This window comes from Paenibacillus sp. HW567, from assembly GCF_000374185.1.
Lineage (GTDB): Bacteria > Bacillota > Bacilli > Paenibacillales > Paenibacillaceae > Paenibacillus_AQ.
Map to the genome: position 1 here is coordinate 1,935,286 of NZ_KB910518.1, position 17,366 is coordinate 1,952,651.

Consider the following 17,366-nt stretch of genomic DNA (forward strand, 5'->3'; position numbering starts at 1 on the left):
ATAGAACGGAGGCAAGTCACTAATGGGAAAAGAATTTGCAAGAATGCGGTACTTTGACGGTCTCTTCCTGAACGCGGAGGATTATAAGCTGGACCAGGATTTCTATCTGCGCCTGCAGCGGCTGCATAACCGCTATTTGCACACCTGGGGGATTGTTTGCGGACTGAAGGTGCTGCCAATGCTTGCTCAGGGAGAACAAATGAAGGTAAAGGTCGCGGAAGGTCTGGCGCTGAATCAAGTGGTGATCAAGGGGACAACTACCCAGAAGAACGAGAGCATCAGCCAGGAGATTCTCATGTATGAGGGACACCCGGACAATCCGGTGGATCTCTCCGAGTATAACGCCAACGAGAGCATCTATCTGTGGGTCAGCTATCAGGAAGTGGAAGCCGAGCGGAATGTTGAACGCGGCCAGGGCCAGGAGATTCATATCTGGGAGCGGGGGAAGATCAGCCACAGCACCACCAAGCCTACAGGCCCGGAGCATATTGTGCTGGCCCGGATTGTTCCGCGCAGGGAAGCCGCCGGACTCATAATCGACAATACATGTATTTTTGATTATGACAGCGACGCGGTCCGTACGCCGCTTCGGGTATACGCCGGGGCAGCAGGTAAAAAGATGGTTACGGAGAAGCTCGTTATCAAGGCCAAAAGCGACGATAGCATCGAGGATATGCAGTTGAATGAAGAAAGCCTGGCCGCCATGCCTTCGGTGTACACCTTGCAGGAAGGTGCCGTGCTGGAGGTTAACTCCAAGGATACCCAATTTACAGGCAACATCAAAGTTGAAGGTGATTTGACGATTCAAGGAGAGCTGCTCCTGCAGAGCAAGGATAAGTCCCAGAGCGAAATGCGGATTATGAACAGCTTCGTTGAGGTGAACAGCCCGAACTATGATGACCCGAAATATGAATTTCCCGGCCCGCGGGACGGCGGACTTGAGGTGTACCGCGGAGACGGGGGCACGCATGACGCCCGGATTGTCTGGGTGGAGAATGAGAAATGCTTCAAGGCGGGGCTGGGGACGGACCTGAAGAAAATCGCTTACGGCAATGAGTGGGACAGCCTGATCAAATATGAATTCGCCGACCTGCTCCACAGACACAGCAAGCTGTCCTCACAGGAGGGCTTGTCCTTTGGCTTCAATAGTTCAGGCAAGCTGTACAGCGATGCTGATCTGGCGCTCAAGGACGACAAGACCCTCTGGCTAAAAGCGACGAACCAGGATACGGTTGACGGCTCGCATGGGCTTGGCTGGTTCGGGACAGGTAAGCCTTTTGCCGGTTTTGAGGTTGACGGGCCAGTATTGTTCGGGAATGCCGGAGGTATCCTGGGCGCCAGAACGGCTAACCCGGACGGCACGCGGACCGACAAGCCGGTTCTCTCCTGGAATAAAAACGGGTATGTCGGCATCGGGCCCCAAAAGGCGCTGGAGGATTCGCTTGATGTGGATGGCAGCCTGCGCATTCTCAGCGGCAAGAACCCGATCCGCTTCACCTCCGTATGGTCCGGCTTCCCGGACAATAAAATCAACGGTGCAGAAATCAGCAATGATATCACCGATCACAAGGCTTTGATGATTATCGGCAACCAGTCAGCCGGGCAGGGAAGAAAGGTTGCGGTCTGGGACCGCCTGGATGTGAACGGGTTCCTGTATGTGAACGGCAAAATGCAGGCGTCACAGGAGATCATTCCAAGCGCGGGCAACGGAGAGCATAACGGCATCATCTTCCCGGCCAACCCGGGCGGCGGCGGCAGTGACCTGGCGTGGATCAAATATTATCCGCGTATCGGAGAAGATTGCACCCTGGAAATCGGTACCTCCAACGACAGCAATGATCACATTTCCCTGAATGCTTCAGGCAATGTGGGGATCAGTACGCTTAATCCGGCAGACAAGCTGGATATCGCCGGAGGCATGCGCCTGTTGACCGGGGATAAGATGAATCCGATCCGTTTCACCTCCGGCTGGACGGGCTTCCCTGACCAGGCTAATAACCGCGCTGAAATCAGCAACGACACCACCAATTACAAAACCTTAATGATCGTCGGCAACTCCTCGGGCGGACAAGGCCGGAAGGTTTCGATCTGGGACCGTCTGGATGTGAACGGCTTCCTGCAGGTGAATGGCAACGCTCAGATTACAGGGGATTTGGTAATTAACGGCAAGATCAAGACCGATGTGCTCACCTTCGACGGACAGTTCAACAGGCTGAATGTAGGGAATTACTTTACCGCTACAGTAGGCTGTGCCGATTTCTGCATGGGTTACTCCGCGCGCCGGGGCTCCCCTGGCAGAGCCTTGGTCGATAATGGAAGCAATCTGGTGCTGAATTACGGCAACGATTGGTCGTATGCCTCCGTGCACAGCAGTCTTGAAGTGAAAAATGCCATTATTCCAAGTGCAGGCAGCGGCAACAACGGTATTGTCTTCCCTTCCGATCCCGGCGGCGGCAGCGGTGACTCGGCATGGATCAAGTATTATCCGACCGGCGGGGAAAATTGCGTGCTGGATATCGGTGTATCCAATGACGCCGGGGACCGCATTTATCTGCATGCCAGCGGCGGTGTATACGCCAACGGCAGCATGTACTGGTGGTCTTCACGTGAGCTGAAGGACAATATTGCCGATCTTCCGGTCAAAGAAGCGAAGCAGTTGCTGGAAGGACTGAACCCGGTTTCTTTTAAATACAAAGACGGCACGAAGGAAAGAACACTTGGTTTTATTGCGGAAGAGGTTCCAGCCGTTCTGGCGGATGCCGATCAACGGGCGGTTAGCGGAATGGATATTATCGCGGTGCTGACCAGTGTCGTAAAGGACCAGCAAAAAGCGATCACAAGAATGCAAAAACAAATTGCCACCCTGCAGGGTGCCTAAACCATTGGAGGATGAACGCTATGAAAGAACAAGTAGAAGCACGTATTAACGAATTGAAAGCAGAAATGGAATCCGGGCAGCGGATGATGCAGGAGCTGGATGAGAAACGCAGCAATCTGGGTTACACCATTATGCGCATCAGCGGTGCGATCCAGGCACTGGAGGAATTAGTTGCCGGGGAAGAAGAGTCTGCCCAGGCCTGAACAAACGCCGTATAGCCGCATATTTGAAAAGCCGGGAGGAGTGGGATTGTGCCAAAGGACATGAAACGCATGCATTATTTCAACGGACTTTTGCTGAAGGAAGATGATTTGACGCTGGATCAGGATCACCACAAGCGTTTACAGCGCCTTCACAACCGTTATTTTCATGATTGGGGAGTTGTCACAGGTCTCGAAGTTGTGAAGAAAGAGCAGACCAAAATTGAGATAACGCCGGGCTTCGCCTTGAACAGAGTCATTGACCTGGACAACAATGAAGAAATCAGCCAGGAAATTATAATCAGTGATGCCCATCCGGCAAGGGTGCTCGATTTATCGGGCTACAGCACCTCGGATCAAATCTATATTTCAGTGAACTATAAGGAAGAGCTGGCGGATAAGGACCTCATCAAAGGCGGGGGCAAGGAAATTCATGTGTGGGAGGTTTCAGAGCTCAAAGCCAGCTCCAAGAAGCCCACAGATGTCCAGACGGATATTCTGCTGGCCCGCGTGACCATGAAGCATAACCAGGACGGAACCTTGGGCATCGACGGGATCTATGATACAGATGTGGATGGAGAGCCCCTGCGGATCAGAGCGGTAGGCGGAACCACGCTGAAGGCCAAGAAAATAATCATTGGTTCAAAAGAAGACCCTGCGCTGCCCTTTTTCGACATCTCTGTGGATGAAAAGGGCAATGAGGGGAACAACCTCAATGTTCATGCCTCTCTGACAGAGTTCACGGGGACAATTAAATCCGGTGCACTCAACACCCATGGAGCGGTTGAAGTCAACGGGGAGCTGACGGTTAAAGCCGGCAGTGAGATGGCCTTCAAGGTTAACGCCTCCGGGGATGTGGACATGTCCGGTTCTGCCACTGTGGCAGGTCCGCTCTCGGCAAAAGCTGGGCTTGATGTCAGCGGGGGGATGGCGGTACTGGATGTTCCGCAGGTGGTCATTGGCGGGAATATGGTTACACTCAATAAAAATGCCAATGACAAGACCAGCAGCGGCATCGAGATCATCCGCAAGGATGAGCCGAGTGCCAAGCTGGTGTGGGATGAGAAAGATAAAGCCTGGAAGATCGGAACGGACCAGAAGGAGGGTCAGCCGGACGGCGGAATGTATAAGGTGGCTTACGGCGCTGACTGGGAGAAGCTGCATGGCGGGGTCAATGCGGACAGCCTGCACGTTCACAGCCAGCTTCATTCGGCAGCCGGAGACCCGGTGCTTCGCAGCGACCCGAAGGGGAATATTGTCATTGAGAACACCTTAACCGTGAACGGGAGTCTTGTAGCCAAGGACGGGGGACTGGAGGTATCCCGTGGAGAAACGCTGCCGAACGCCAAGATTGCCTGGAATGAGCAGGAGAAATCGTGGCAGATTGGTACGGTAAACGGCGATATGACCAACATTCCTGACGGGAAGCAGTGGGAAGAGCTGACCGGCGGGAGCAGCAATGCGGATGCCCTGCATACCCACAGACAATTCCATAATGAGGATAAAAGTCTGCTGGCGCTGGAAATCGGCGCTGACGGGAACGTAACTATTCCGCATGAGCTGATGGTTGGCGAGACGCTTACAGTGAACAAGCTGATCGTTAGAGAAGAAGAGGTTGTCATCAAGAAGATTGAGCAGGAAGTGGCGGACAGCTTCATTACGGTGAACAAGACCGGGAATAACACCCTGGACAGCAAAGGTGGTCTGGGCGTCTACCGGGGAAGCCAGAATCCAAGTGCCCGGATGGAATGGAATGAGACAGAGCGCAAGTGGAAAATCGGTATTGAAGGCAGCCTGTCCGACATTCCGTATGGCAACAAGTGGGATTCGCTGACGAACGGCTCCGTAGCTGATAAAGCTCACAAGCACAGTACACTGAGCACCTCCTCAGGAGGTACCGTAGTGTCCGTAGATGATCAGGGCAAGCTGTCGGCTTCCGGGAATGTGGAGATCGGCGGAACGCTGTCCGGTAAAGGCAATGCTGATCTGAAGGCCGATCTGAATGTGGGCGGCTCTGCAACCATTGAAGGAAACCTCACCGTAAAGGGCAAAACCACATATGTCAACAAAGAGGAGCTGGTGGTTACCAGCAACCGCATCGAGCTGAATAAATTCAAAGGAGTAAGCTCCACCTTGAATGAGAGCAGCATTGAGGTGTACCGTGGCGAGAAGAACCCCAGCGCCAAGCTGGTCTGGAACGAGAGTGAAGGCAGATGGAAGCTGGGGCTGGGAGACGAGCTGTCCAATATTGCTTACGGCAAGAATTGGGATGCATTAACCGGAGGCGTAAATTCAGATGCCGACGGACTGCACAGACATAACTCGCTCAGTGACAGCAAAGGCACAACGGCGATCGAGGTGAACGCCGAGGGGAATATAGAGATTACAAATGATGCTGAAGTAAAGGGAACGCTCAGCGTGAACAACGGCGCGGATATTACCGGCGGTCTGGCGGTGGATGGCTTGGTAACCGTGGCCGGCAACCTGATCGTCAAGGGAACGACCACAACCGTCGAGAAGAAAGATCTGGTCATTACCGATAATATGATCAAGATTAACAAATTCGAAGGCGAAACTCCCCCAGTGAATGAGAGCGGGCTTGAGGTATACCGCGGCGAATCGCAGCCTGCCGCCAAAATCATCTGGAGTGAGAGCGAGCGGAAATGGAAGGTGGGCACCGGCAGCGCGCTGGAAAATATCGCAAGCGGCAGCTCTTGGGATAAGCTGACGCAAAAGGCGAGTGCAGATTCCCTGCATATCCACAGCCAGCTATACAATCCGCAGACCGACATTCTCGCACTCAGCGCCAGCGCGGACGGCGATGTGGATGTTCATCATGACCTCACTGTCGGCAGCAATCTTACCGTGGCCGGGAACCTTGAGGTCAGAGGCGTTTCGGCCAGCATTCATACAGATGAGCTGGAGATCGGCAGCCCGCTGATTACGCTCAACAGAAATGATGATGCTGTGTCCTCAATCTCCGGCGGGGGAATGGAGATCTTCCGTGGCACCGGCCAGCCCGCAGCTCAAATAGCCTGGGATGAAGACAAGGACCTGTGGAAGATCGGGACCTCCGGTGAGAAAGCATTGACTGTCGATAAAGCCGGCAATGTCGTTGCCTCCGGCGGCCTGGAAGCCGCCAGCGCCAATATTCTTGGGGCGGTTACCGCTGCCAGTGCCGCGATTGCCGGAACAGTGAGTGTTGGCGATGGGCTTGAGGTTGCCCAAGGAACGGAGACCAGTGCCCAGATCAAGTGGGCGAAGGACCGCTGGAAGCTGGGGACCGCGGGTAAAACCGTCCTCAGTCTGACGCGCAGCGGAAAGATGGGGGTGGGCACCGAAAATCCGACCGAGGTGCTGGATGTGGCCGGCAAGGCGATCTTCCGGACAGAGGCGGAAATCGCCGGAGCCGCTTCCTTCTCAGGCAAGATGACTGCTCGTAAAGAAGCGGTTTTTGAAGGAGACACTACCTTTAACAAGGGAATTAGCGCGGTGGATGTTAATGTGAGTAACAACGTGGTGGTGGAGGGAAGCCTTTTTGCTCACGGCATTGAAGTGCCGGTCGGTCTGGATAAGACTGGAGCGCTACTGCCCAATCCGCGCATTGAATGGGACAACGAGCGGAATGCCTGGTTCTATGGGGACGGGACAACAAAGTATGAGTTTGGCACAGGTAAAGGCAGACAGAACGCGCTGTATAACGAGCTTGGGGACACTGTTGCCATCTATTCCAACACAGTGGGGAATGTCGGTATCGGGACTTCGCATCCGCTCGCGTTAGTGGATGTCAGAATAACAGGTGACAAAACGGCCTTCAGTGTGACCGGGAAGGGAAATGTAGGGATCGGGACATCAGCGCCGGACGAGTTGACGGTGATGGATGTCAGAGCTACAGACAAAACGGCCTTCAGTGTGACCAAGACAGGAAATATAGGGATTGGGACATTGAAGCCGACTACGCTGGTGGAAGTGAAAGCTACAGGTGACAAAACGGCCTTCAGTGTTACAGAGAAGGGAAATGTAGGGATTGGGACTATTCCTGCTAATTCTGATTCGAAGCTTGAGGTCCAGGGCAATACAGCGATTAAAGGCGATTTGAGTGCTGCAAGTGCTAAGTTCTCGAAGGATTTGACGGTAGATGGGAATTTAACAGTGAACGGCGATCTGGTAACGATCAATGCGACCAATTTGGACGTAGAAGACAATATTATCGTGGTCAACAAATATGAACCGAGCGACATCCCGCTTGTGAAAAATGCAGGGCTGGAGGTATTCCGCGGCGGAACCGCTCTGCCGGCGCAGCTCATCTGGGATGAAACTGCCGACGAATGGCTGGCCGGAGCGGCAAATACGCTGAAGGCTATTGAGTTCAAAGGCCATACCCATCCTGAATATGCCGGATTGTCCGGAGCAATGACGGTAGATTCCGGGAATATCGGCATCGGTACGGCTAAGCCGACAGCCAAGCTGGACGTGAACGGAAATGTGGCAGTCACCGGCAAGCTGACAGCAGTTGATGCGCAGCTCACCGGCAAGCTGAATGCGGCCGGGGCGGAAATTGCAAACACATTGACCGCCAAGGATGCTGCAATCAGCAATAAGCTGACGGCGAAGGATGGCGTATTCACAGGCAGCCTTGCGGTTAGCCAGGGTATGGAGACAAGCAGAGGTACAGATCCGAAGGCGCAAATCCTCTGGAATGAAACGATTGATGAATGGCAGGTCGGTATTGCCGGAAGTCTTAAGCAGTTGTCTTACCAAGGACACACCCATCCAGAGCTTGCCGATCTGACTGCTGTGCTGAAGATCGTCTCCGGCAATCTCGGCATCGGCACTGCAACGCCAACAGCCAAGCTCGATGTGACCGGAAATGCGGTCATTAACGGCAAACTGACTGTCACCGAAGCTGCAGTCAATGGAACAATGACCGCCAAGGATGCGTCAGTGACTGGAACGGCTACGCTGAAGGATGCCAATGTCAGCGGAGCATTTACTGTCAAGGATGCTACTGTGAACGGCAAGTTGACCGCCAAGGACGCTGCAGTCAGCGGAAATCTTACCCTTGGTCAAGGGATTGAAGTGGCTAGAGGCACTGACGCCAAAGCGCAGATTCTCTGGAACGAAGCTTCTAAAGAATGGCAGATGGGGCTTGCCGGCAGCCTTAAACAGCTCTCCTACAGCGGGCATACCCATCCGGAGCTTACGGACCTGGCGAACCTGACCGGTGTGCTGAAGCTTGTCTCCGGCAATATCGGGATCGGAACGGCAACGCCAACAGCCAAGCTGGATGTGAAGGGAGATGCCGCGGTCTCCGGGAAGCTGACGGTGACCGATGCGGCTGTGAGCGGTGATCTGACCGCGAAGGACGCAACGCTAACCGGTACACTGACCACCAAGGACGCGGCGCTAACCGGCAAGCTGACTGCGGTGGATGCTGCAATCAGCGGCAGCCTGGCAGTTGGCAAGGGCATCGAGGTCAACCGGGGAAAAGACAAGAAAGCACAGATTGTTTGGGATGAGACCGGAGATGAATGGCAGGTTGGTGTTGAAGGCGGCATGAAGCGCCTTGCTTACAGTGATCATACCCACGATGAGCTAACTGCTTTGACGGGTGCGATCACTGTAGATTCAAGCAGCAATGTGGGGATAGGCAAGACAGCCACAGACGGCTACAAGCTGGATGTGAACGGGAACCTGCGGGCGACCAATCTCGCGCAGACCTCCTCCAGAACCTTTAAGGAGAACATCTCCGGCCTTACTGCCAAAAAAGCGCTGGAGCTGCTGAATAAGCTGAAGCCAGTCACCTTCAACTACAAAGAAGAGAACGGCAAGCAGCAAAATATCGGCTTCATCGCCGAGGATGTGCCGCACATTTTTGCCACCTCCGATCACAAATCTGTCGTGCTGATGGATATCATCGCCGTCCTGACAACGGTTGTGCAGAAGCAGCAAAAAGAAGCTGTGGACATGCGCAAGCAGGTTAACGAGCTGCAAGTGCAGGTAGCAGCCTTGGCAGGCATTTAACCGGAATGCGCTCATAAACGGATGGGTTTAGAAGCTCCTGCAGCGATATGACTGTGGGGGCTTCTTCATTGTTAGATGGAAGCCCAAAATAAAAGTGTAAAGTTGGAGCTTTTGCGTTATCCTCAAAGAAGTGAAGTGATATGGAATGAGAAGATGGATACCGCAGGAGGAACATGGATGTCAAAGGAATATTCGCGCACGTATATTGAAAGTGTAAAGCTGGAACTGCTCCACAGGCTTGGCTTGAAACAGGTCTACTATAAAGGGCAGTCAGGCGATGATTTGCTCTATGAAGCAACGGGGTTTGACAAAGGAACACAGCATAAATTCTGCGTCAGAACGAAAACCGGAACCATTGACGAGTTCGTCGCAGGGAAATGGATGAAGGTCCGCAGCTTTGCGATCAAGAGCAGAGAACAATAAGACTTGGACAAAACCATCAAGCCGCCTAACCTGCAACTTCTGGGTTAGGCGGCTTTTTTGAAAGATACGTGTGAAATCATCGGATATTTCATCCTTCAGATAATAAACGGTGTGTTGATTTATAAACTATGTGTTTATTATAATAGGGCATATTGAATATAGAATAATCACTATTTCGAAATAGTGTCATTAAGTGGAGGGAGTTCTTGTGAACAAAGCCGATGATCTGCGGGTGGTCAGAACGAGAAAGTTAATTGACGAGGCTTTTTTTGCGCTGGTTGAGGAGCAGGGGATTGAAAGTGTGAATGTAAGGAGCCTGACCGCCAAGGCGGGGATCAACCGCGGCACCTTTTATCTGCATTATCTGGATATTTACGATCTGATGGAGAAGATGGAGGATCGGATCATAGAGCAGTTGAACAACCTGCCTGCTCGTAGCGAGCCGGAACAACTGCTTGGCAGCGGGGTACAGGATGAGCTGTTTCCGTCGATTGTCCAGTTCATCCGCTTTATGACGGAGCAGCAGCGTTTTTTCGCTATCTTTTTTGCCCAGGAGGGAAACGCTTTTGGTAAAAGACTAAGAGCCCTCATCCTGAGACGTATGTATGAAAAGCTGCCGATGCGGGACTTGGAGCAAGACAGCCTCACGGTTCCTGCCGATTATATTGTCGCCTACTTCAGCTCCGCCCACTTCGGTGTGATCCGTCATTGGTTCGATACAGGCAGGGCGCTTCCCCCGGAGGAGCTGGCATTGATCTTAACCCGCCTGGTCCGGGACGGCCCGCTGCTGACCGCGCTTAACCGCAAGCCGGAGAGGCCTTAGTTGACACAATCAACATTTAGCGTTATAACATAGTTGATTCGATCAACTATAGGAGGCGGTCACACTGGAGCTTTTACCTTTAGCCAGATACGTGGGGATCTTTAACAGACAAACTCAGGCATACATTACATCCGTTTTTGCCAGCTTGGATATCAGCTTTTCGGAAAGCATCCTGCTGATGAACCTATACGGCAATGAGGGGATCAACCAGGAGGCATTATCTTCATTGCTCTTTATTGATAAGGCTGCAACTGCGAGGTCCATCAAATCGCTTGAAAGAAAAGGGTTTATCAGACGGGAAACGATGCCGGAAGACAAGAGAGCCAAACAGCTCTTTTTAACCCTCAAGGGAAGTGAGCATCAGGATTATTTCTACAAGCGTTTGGAAAAGTGGGAGAGGTATGTTACCGGAGGGATGGATGAAGAGGCAAAGGATCAGGTGACCAGAGGGCTGCAAATGATGGCTGAACAAGCGATGAACGTTGATCTTGACGAGTTCACTACATTTGAGGAAGAAGGGTATGAACATGCCGCTGAACCCAACATTGAATAAGCTGCTTGAAACTGATTTTGAGCAACTTTATGCGCTGCCGCTTGATCAACAAAGGGAATGGTACGCCGCAAGCTGGGACGATTGTAAAGGAAGCCCTGAAGAAGTTGGAGCTGTATACGATCTTATCGTTACAACATCCGTAAGAGATACTCGGGTCAGAGTCTATTCTCCCGCAGGATTTGGCCCTCATCCGGCCTTGATATGGATTCATGGCGGCGGATTTGTGTTCGGAAATATTGAAGTGTATGACCCGTTATGCCGCACGATTGTGAACACCGCGAATTGTACGGTAATCTCCATAGAATATGGCTTGTCGCCGGAGCACAAGTTCCCAGAGCCGGTGGAAGAATGCTACCAGATTGTGAAATGGATCTCTGATCATGCGGATAAATTAAATATTCTGCCCGATTTAATCGCCATCGGCGGCGACAGCGTAGGGGGAACCCTTTCGGCTGTGATTAGCCAACTGTCCAGAGATAAAGGGGAATTTAAGCTTGTATACCAGCTCATGATTAACGCTATGTTAGATTTAATGGGTGAAACCAACCCGAAATCGCGGGTGGACAATGCTGTAGGCTACAGACTTACCACCAAAGGCATCGAGTGGTTTGTCCGTCAATATTTGAATGAATTAAGCGAGGCCAAGAATCCGTTGGCTTCCCCCCTGCTAGCCGGCAGCTTCGGAGAACTCCCTCCTGCATGTATCATTACTTCCGAATTTGATCCGCTGAGAGATGAAGGAGAACTGTATGCGCAGCGTTTGGCAGCAGCCGGAGTTGACGTTTGTCTGAAAAGATACGATGGCGTCATTCACGGCTTTTTCAACATGCAGATGACCTTGGAGGAAGCAAGAGACGCCCTGGCCCTGGTGTGTACGCAATTAAGCAAAGCTTTCAATGAGGTACTGTAATGACAGCGAAAATTGATCTTCATTCCCATTACCTGCCACAGGCGTATAGAGAGGCTTTGCTTCAATTCTGTGGACCGCACCCCGACGGGTTTCCTACTCCTGCATGGAGCCCTGACATCCACTTGGAGACTATGGATGACTTGGGGATTGCTGCTTCTATACTCTCCTTGTCTTCTCCCCACATTCATTTTGGAGACAGCAGTGCTGCGAGAGACCTGGCTAGAATAGCCAACGAAGAAGGTGCGGAGCTTGTAAGAAAATATCCCGGGAAGTTTGGCCTGCTGGCCTCTTTGCCCTTGCCGGATATTCCGTATAGTATTGCAGAAATTCAATATGCCCTGGATGTCCTGCATGCGGATGGCTTCACACTTCCGACGAACGTGCTGGGAGTGTACCTGGGCAATCCGGGCTTGGAGGACATATTTGCAGAATTGAACAATCGTAAAGCCATAGTCACGCTCCATCCCAATAAACCGGGCCTTGTTCCAGAGCATGTAGCGGAAGCTTTGCCTATTCCCATGATGGAATTTTTCTTCGATACGACCCGCACGGTTATGAACCTGATATTAACAGGAACCCTGAACCGCTTCCCCGATATACAATTTATTGTCCCCCATGCGGGAGCATTTCTGCCGGTTCTCGCCGACCGGATTGCCCCGGCTCTTCAAATGATGCCTTCAGCTTTCGGCGGACATATGGAAAATACTGCAGTGGATATGTATGCCGCACTGCGAGGACTATACTATGACCTTGCCGGAGCCTGTCTGCCCAGACAACTGGCGAATCTGCTGCCACTAGCGGGGGCGGAGCATCTCATGTACGGCAGCGACTATCCTTATACACCCGGCTTGGCCTGCAAATCTTTAGCAGATGACCTGGACAGAACGGACTTGCTGACAGATGGACAGCGCAGGCAGATCTATTCGGACAATGCGCTGCGTTTATTTCCGAATATCGCACCCGATAAGAATGGCAAGCTGATAAAGTAAATTTTTCATCATGGAAGTAGACTTGGCGAAGCGCCAGGTCTATTTTTGTGTACAGTCCGGCAGAAGATAGATTAACCAAATTTTCCAGATTGCAGGGCTTGGCGAATGGCAGACGTCTAAAAGAACAGTGACACTGGTGCTCACCGCCCGAGCTTAAGATTATCGTAAGATTCGGCTAAGAAAAAAGAAATGATTGGCAGCTACCATTAGGATTAATGACGACAATGGATTACTTAGGGGGATGAACGGGATCATGATCAAACCAAGCAAAACCACGGTACAGTCGGTCTGGATGTTATGGGAAAAGGCATTTGCGCTCAGTTCACGGTTTCGTGGAGCGGGCACGACACACTTTGGCATATGCAGTGTAATGCTTAAAAAGCATAGAGGGCAGCCCATCGTATGCGAGGATTCCACGGTGATTCATCCGGGGGAGTGGGTAGGGGAGCTCCATCTTGATAACGGAAGCATTCTGAAGCTGATTCAAGCCGAAGGCTCGAACCGGGCTGCGCTCCAGACGGCGCGAATGCTGCGTCAATCCATGCGGCAGATCAATGAGGCCTTTGAGACGCAAAACGAATTTAAGCAGGTGAAGGCCGTATTAGGGATTACGCTTCTCCACCGGGGACTCACGCATGGTCTCGGCTTTGAGCAGCAGAACCTTCAGCCCGGTTTTTTTAGACGCATGACGACCATTTATCTTCGCCTGCTGCTGTCTGCGCTGCACCCGGAAGGGCGGGAGCGGATTGGGCGGCGCACCGAACAACTGGTGCCGATGAGGCTGGTCCATTCGCGGGCTTCACTGAAGCAACGATTCTCGCCTGCACAGAAAATGTCCGGGTAAATAGATATGGAGTGAGGGAGGACATATGTTCAAATACACGGCTACCGCAATACTATTCATCGTAATTCTATACATGATCGTTCCCAGTCTGATCACACGCATGGCCGGATTCGGTGTCATCCGTAAAGGAAGGGCCACCGGGCAGGTCGCCTTTACTTTTGACGATGGACCACACCCGGAGTACACTCCAAGACTGCTTGACTTATTGGAGGCTCACCAGGTGAAGGCAACGTTTTTTGTGCTTGGAGCCCAAGCGGAGCAGTATCCTGATTTGATCAGAAGAATGGCCAGGGAAGGCCACCAGATCGGCATCCATAATTATTGCCATACGTCCAACTGGCTGATGCTGCCCGGTACAATCCGGCGGAAACACCTGGAGCGCTCCGCAGATATTATAGAGTCGATTGTTGGCACGAGACCTGACCATTATCGTCCGCCCTGGGGATTAATCAATCTGTTTGATTTCTGGCGACTCAAGCAATACCGGATTGTTCTCTGGACGCTGATACCGGGTGACTGGAGCAGCCGGGTCTGTCAGACCAGGCTTCGGTCAACACTATTAGGCCGGATTACCGATGGCTCAATTATTGCGTTGCACGACAGCGGCGAGACAGTAGGAGCGGACCGGCAAGCGCCGCATTTCATGCTACAGGCTTTAGAGCAAGCGCTGGAGCAACTGAAGACCAGGGATCTGGAATTCGTCCGGCTGGATGAAATGGCATGAGCGCAACTGAAACTGAAACAGCCTGTAGACCCGCCCCTCCCGGGGTGCGGTTTACAGGCTGTTTGCCAACTTATATGTTGTTTAGACCTCTTGCATTGTTGAATGTTCATCGCTCAGACGCGCATATTTGAGTGCACCGCTTGGACATTTGTCAATATGTCTGGCAAGCTCCTCCGCAGTGGCGGCATCCGGGTTGACCCACGGGCGTTTGCTTAGATTAAAGACGGAAGGGAAGCCCTTAACGCAAACACCGGAATGAATGCATTTCTCCGAATTAAATGTAACGTTGATATCCTTGCCGTAGTACACTTTTTGTTCACTGCTCATTTCCTTACATCCTTCCTGCCTTTTTAAAATATACTTCAATTGTTATTACCCGAATGCGAGTTAAGTGAAGCATGACAATACAGGGAAGGCATAACCCCATCCCCAGGTTCTGTGTTAAAATGATTCTGGCATTTTGGTTAAATGTTCCATAGCTGCAGCAAGGAAGGGATTGGGTAGATCGGTGGAGAGTATTCTTATTATTGAAGATCAGGAGGATGTTAATCTGATGCTTGCGGAAGCTTTGGCGGATGCGGGCTACCTCGTGAAATCCTCTTATACCGGCATTGATGACAGCCAGGAGATCCGCAGCAACCAATATGATCTGATTCTGCTCGATATTATGCTCCCCTTCAAGAACGGGGACGAGCTGCTTAGAGAGCTGCGCGAATATTCGGATATCCCCGTAATCGTTATTTCCGCCAAGGGGATGACCGGCACGAAGATTGAACTGCTCAAGCTGGGCGCAGACGATTATATTACCAAGCCTTTTGATTTGGGCGAAGTGATCGCACGGGTTGAGTCCAATCTGCGGCGGTCCCGTAAGCTGAAGCAGGAGAGCACAGCTCTGCGCTACAAAGATTTATTGCTGGATACAGGCACCAAGCATGTCACTGTAGGCAATAACGATGTGGAGCTGACGGCAAAAGAATACATGATCCTGGAGCTGCTGCTGACGCACGCCGGCAAGGTGTTCACCAAGTCCAATCTGTATGAGTCGGTCTGGCAGGATGAATATCTCGGCGATGACAATGCGGTGAAGACCCATATCAGCAACCTGCGCAATAAGCTTAGACAATTCAATCCGCAGGAGGAATATATCGAAACGGTGTGGGGCCTGGGCTACCGGTTATACAAGAAGTGACGGTAGTATGCTCAGAACCTCTTTTTGCCGCACTTAACCTTTTCTAAACCTTTGAAAATTACAGTAGAGCCAGAGAGGGCTGGTGAGCAAAATGAAAGAAGCTGTGCTAAGAACTAATCACCTGACAAAAAGCTACCGGGGCCAGAGTGTGCTGCATCATGTGTCCATTACACTGGAAGCCGGCAGAATCTATGGCCTGATTGGGCAGAATGGAGCGGGGAAAACTACACTCATGCGGCTTATTGCCGGGCTGAGCTTTCCTGCCGGCGGCAGCATTGAGCTTTTTGGCCATACTGGAGAGAAGGCTTTACAGGCTGAACGCAAAAGATTGGGCTGCATGATTGAGTATCCTGGGATCACCCTGAGTATGACCGCTAAGGAAAATCTGAAGCTTCACCGGATTATGCGGGGCATCCCCAATCAGGAAGTGGAGCAAGAGCTGCTGGAATTCGTCGGTCTTGCGGATACCGGGAAGAAGAAAGTGAAGCATTTCTCCCTGGGCATGAAGCAGCGGTTAGGGATCGCTATCGCTTTGCTGGGCAATCCGGAGCTGCTTATTCTGGACGAGCCCATCAACGGCCTTGACCCGTTAGGTGTCGTGGAAATCCGCAAGCTGCTCAAACAATTGTGTGATGATCAGCAAATGACCATACTGATTTCAAGTCATAACCTGCCGGAGCTGTATCAGACGGCAACGGATTATATTATCCTTCATAAAGGCGAGGTCAGACAGACGCTTACGCTGGCACAGCTTGAAGAACGCTGCAGGCATCATCTTCGGATTCACTGCGACAATCCCGCGAAGCTGGCAAGTGTTCTGGAAATGAGGCTGCATACGAAGAACTACAACGTGCTGCCGGATCATACCGTCAAGCTCTATGATTACCTGGACGACAAAGAAAAAGTATCGCGAGTCCTCTATGAACATGGAATTATCGTAACCAACCTTTCCGTTGAGGGTGACACGCTTGAAGATTACTTTATTTCTGTTATCGGGGGTGGCAGCAATGTATAATCTGATTTGGGCTGACTTATATAAACTACGTAAAGCTATGGCGATCAAAATCCTATTTGGAATCACGACATTAAGCGCAGCAGCGATGGCAATTATGGCCTATCTGATCCCGCAACACAAGATTGATGAGAGTTTAACTGACCTTGGGTTCCTCTTCTCAGATGTGAACGTAATTAGCATTCTCGGAGCGGTAATTGCAGGGGTCTTTATCTGCGGTGATTTTGATAACAAAACGATCCATAATGCTATAGCGGCCGGAAGCGGCAGGGGAGCCGTCATCGTGAGCAAGACCATCGTATTCTGCTGTGCCTTGGCGTTCATCTTACTTCCTTATGTTATCATAACGGGGATTGCTCTTGGTACGAATTCCGACTATAGTATGGGTTCTGTGGCCTTGGGTTTCCTTCATCTTATGACGTCAGGAGCGGGCAGCGGCCTTTCTGCTTCTGGGGGATTGAAGCTGCTCGGAATCAGCCTCACCCTAATGATCGTCTACATGGCACAATTGAGTATTACCGTGCCTCTCGCGTTTGTGCTCAAGAAGCCGGTTCTTGTGGTTGCTATTTTTTATGGGTTGTCCATTCTGAGCGGGCAGCTTGGAAGATTGGCGGACAGTTCTCCTCGATTTGACCGTATTTTCGCCGCTACTCCATTTAGCGGGAACTATGCGCTAATGACGATAAATTCAGGTGCGGCAGTTATTTTCAAGGCAATCGCGGTGAGTCTGATATTTCTGCTTGTGATGCTTGCCATCACGTACAGCGTATTTCGGAGAACGGAAATCAAGTAATTGA

At 51.6% G+C, this 17,366-nt stretch carries 14 protein-coding genes; 13 read left to right on the top strand and 1 reads right to left on the bottom strand.

The window, feature by feature from the left end; all coding sequences use genetic code 11:
• The first annotated feature begins 22 nt into the window (after window positions 1–22).
• The 10 genes from B212_RS0108630 (at window position 23) to B212_RS0108675 (ending at window position 14,368) form a co-directional block, all read left to right on the top strand.
• Complete coding sequence (locus B212_RS0108630) at window positions 23–2,878, top strand: tail fiber domain-containing protein (protein WP_019910203.1); 2,856 nt, start codon at window positions 23–25, stop codon at window positions 2,876–2,878.
• 20 nt (window positions 2,879–2,898) lie between these two features.
• A complete protein-coding gene (locus B212_RS0108635; protein ID WP_019910204.1) occupies window positions 2,899–3,081 on the top strand; it encodes a hypothetical protein in 183 nt (60 codons plus the stop codon).
• Between the two features lie 48 nt (window positions 3,082–3,129).
• On the top strand, window positions 3,130–9,102 hold the full coding sequence (locus B212_RS0108640) for a tail fiber domain-containing protein (RefSeq protein WP_019910205.1): 5,973 nt from the start codon (window positions 3,130–3,132) through the stop codon (window positions 9,100–9,102).
• A 177-nt stretch (window positions 9,103–9,279) separates the two neighbouring features.
• On the top strand, window positions 9,280–9,525 hold the full coding sequence (locus B212_RS0108645; protein WP_019910206.1) for a hypothetical protein: 246 nt from the start codon (window positions 9,280–9,282) through the stop codon (window positions 9,523–9,525).
• A 208-nt stretch (window positions 9,526–9,733) separates the two neighbouring features.
• Window positions 9,734–10,348 carry a TetR/AcrR family transcriptional regulator gene (locus B212_RS0108650; protein WP_019910207.1) on the top strand — a complete coding sequence of 205 codons (615 nt, stop codon included), beginning with the start codon at window positions 9,734–9,736 and terminating at the stop codon, window positions 10,346–10,348.
• Window positions 10,349–10,439: 91 nt separating this feature from the next.
• Window positions 10,440–10,901: a MarR family winged helix-turn-helix transcriptional regulator gene (locus B212_RS31100; protein WP_019910208.1), complete on the top strand. Its 462-nt coding sequence runs from the start codon at window positions 10,440–10,442 to the stop codon at window positions 10,899–10,901.
• The gene (locus B212_RS0108660; RefSeq protein WP_019910209.1) at window positions 10,876–11,811 is read left to right on the top strand and encodes an alpha/beta hydrolase; all 936 of its coding nucleotides are present in this window, start codon (window positions 10,876–10,878) and stop codon (window positions 11,809–11,811) included. Before B212_RS31100 ends, B212_RS0108660 begins: the two co-directional genes overlap by 26 nt.
• The gene (locus B212_RS0108665) at window positions 11,811–12,800 is read left to right on the top strand and encodes an amidohydrolase family protein (RefSeq protein WP_019910210.1); all 990 of its coding nucleotides are present in this window, start codon (window positions 11,811–11,813) and stop codon (window positions 12,798–12,800) included. The genes B212_RS0108660 and B212_RS0108665 overlap by 1 nt, the downstream gene beginning before the upstream one ends.
• A gap of 253 nt (window positions 12,801–13,053) precedes the next feature.
• Window positions 13,054–13,644 carry a YkoP family protein gene (locus tag B212_RS0108670; RefSeq protein ID WP_019910211.1) on the top strand — a complete coding sequence of 197 codons (591 nt, stop codon included), beginning with the start codon at window positions 13,054–13,056 and terminating at the stop codon, window positions 13,642–13,644.
• Between the two features lie 25 nt (window positions 13,645–13,669).
• Window positions 13,670–14,368 (top strand): polysaccharide deacetylase family protein, encoded by a 699-nt coding sequence (locus tag B212_RS0108675; RefSeq protein ID WP_019910212.1) that lies wholly within the window; start codon window positions 13,670–13,672, stop codon window positions 14,366–14,368.
• An 81-nt stretch (window positions 14,369–14,449) separates the two neighbouring features.
• Here the strand turns inward: B212_RS0108675 and B212_RS0108680 are convergent, their stop codons facing one another.
• Entirely contained in the window at window positions 14,450–14,695 is a 246-nt protein-coding gene (locus B212_RS0108680; protein WP_019910213.1) for a (4Fe-4S)-binding protein, read from the bottom strand.
• Between the two features lie 169 nt (window positions 14,696–14,864).
• On the opposite strand from B212_RS0108680, the gene B212_RS0108685 reads away from it, so the two are divergent.
• The 3 genes from B212_RS0108685 (at window position 14,865) to B212_RS0108695 (ending at window position 17,362) form a co-directional block, all read left to right on the top strand.
• On the top strand, window positions 14,865–15,557 hold the full coding sequence (locus B212_RS0108685; RefSeq protein WP_232231468.1) for a response regulator transcription factor: 693 nt from the start codon (window positions 14,865–14,867) through the stop codon (window positions 15,555–15,557).
• Window positions 15,558–15,648: 91 nt separating this feature from the next.
• Window positions 15,649–16,572: an ABC transporter ATP-binding protein gene (locus B212_RS0108690; RefSeq protein ID WP_019910215.1), complete on the top strand. Its 924-nt coding sequence runs from the start codon at window positions 15,649–15,651 to the stop codon at window positions 16,570–16,572.
• A complete protein-coding gene (locus B212_RS0108695) occupies window positions 16,565–17,362 on the top strand; it encodes an ABC transporter permease (protein WP_019910216.1) in 798 nt (265 codons plus the stop codon). The genes B212_RS0108690 and B212_RS0108695 overlap by 8 nt, the downstream gene beginning before the upstream one ends.
• The last annotated feature ends 4 nt before the right edge of the window (window positions 17,363–17,366 follow it).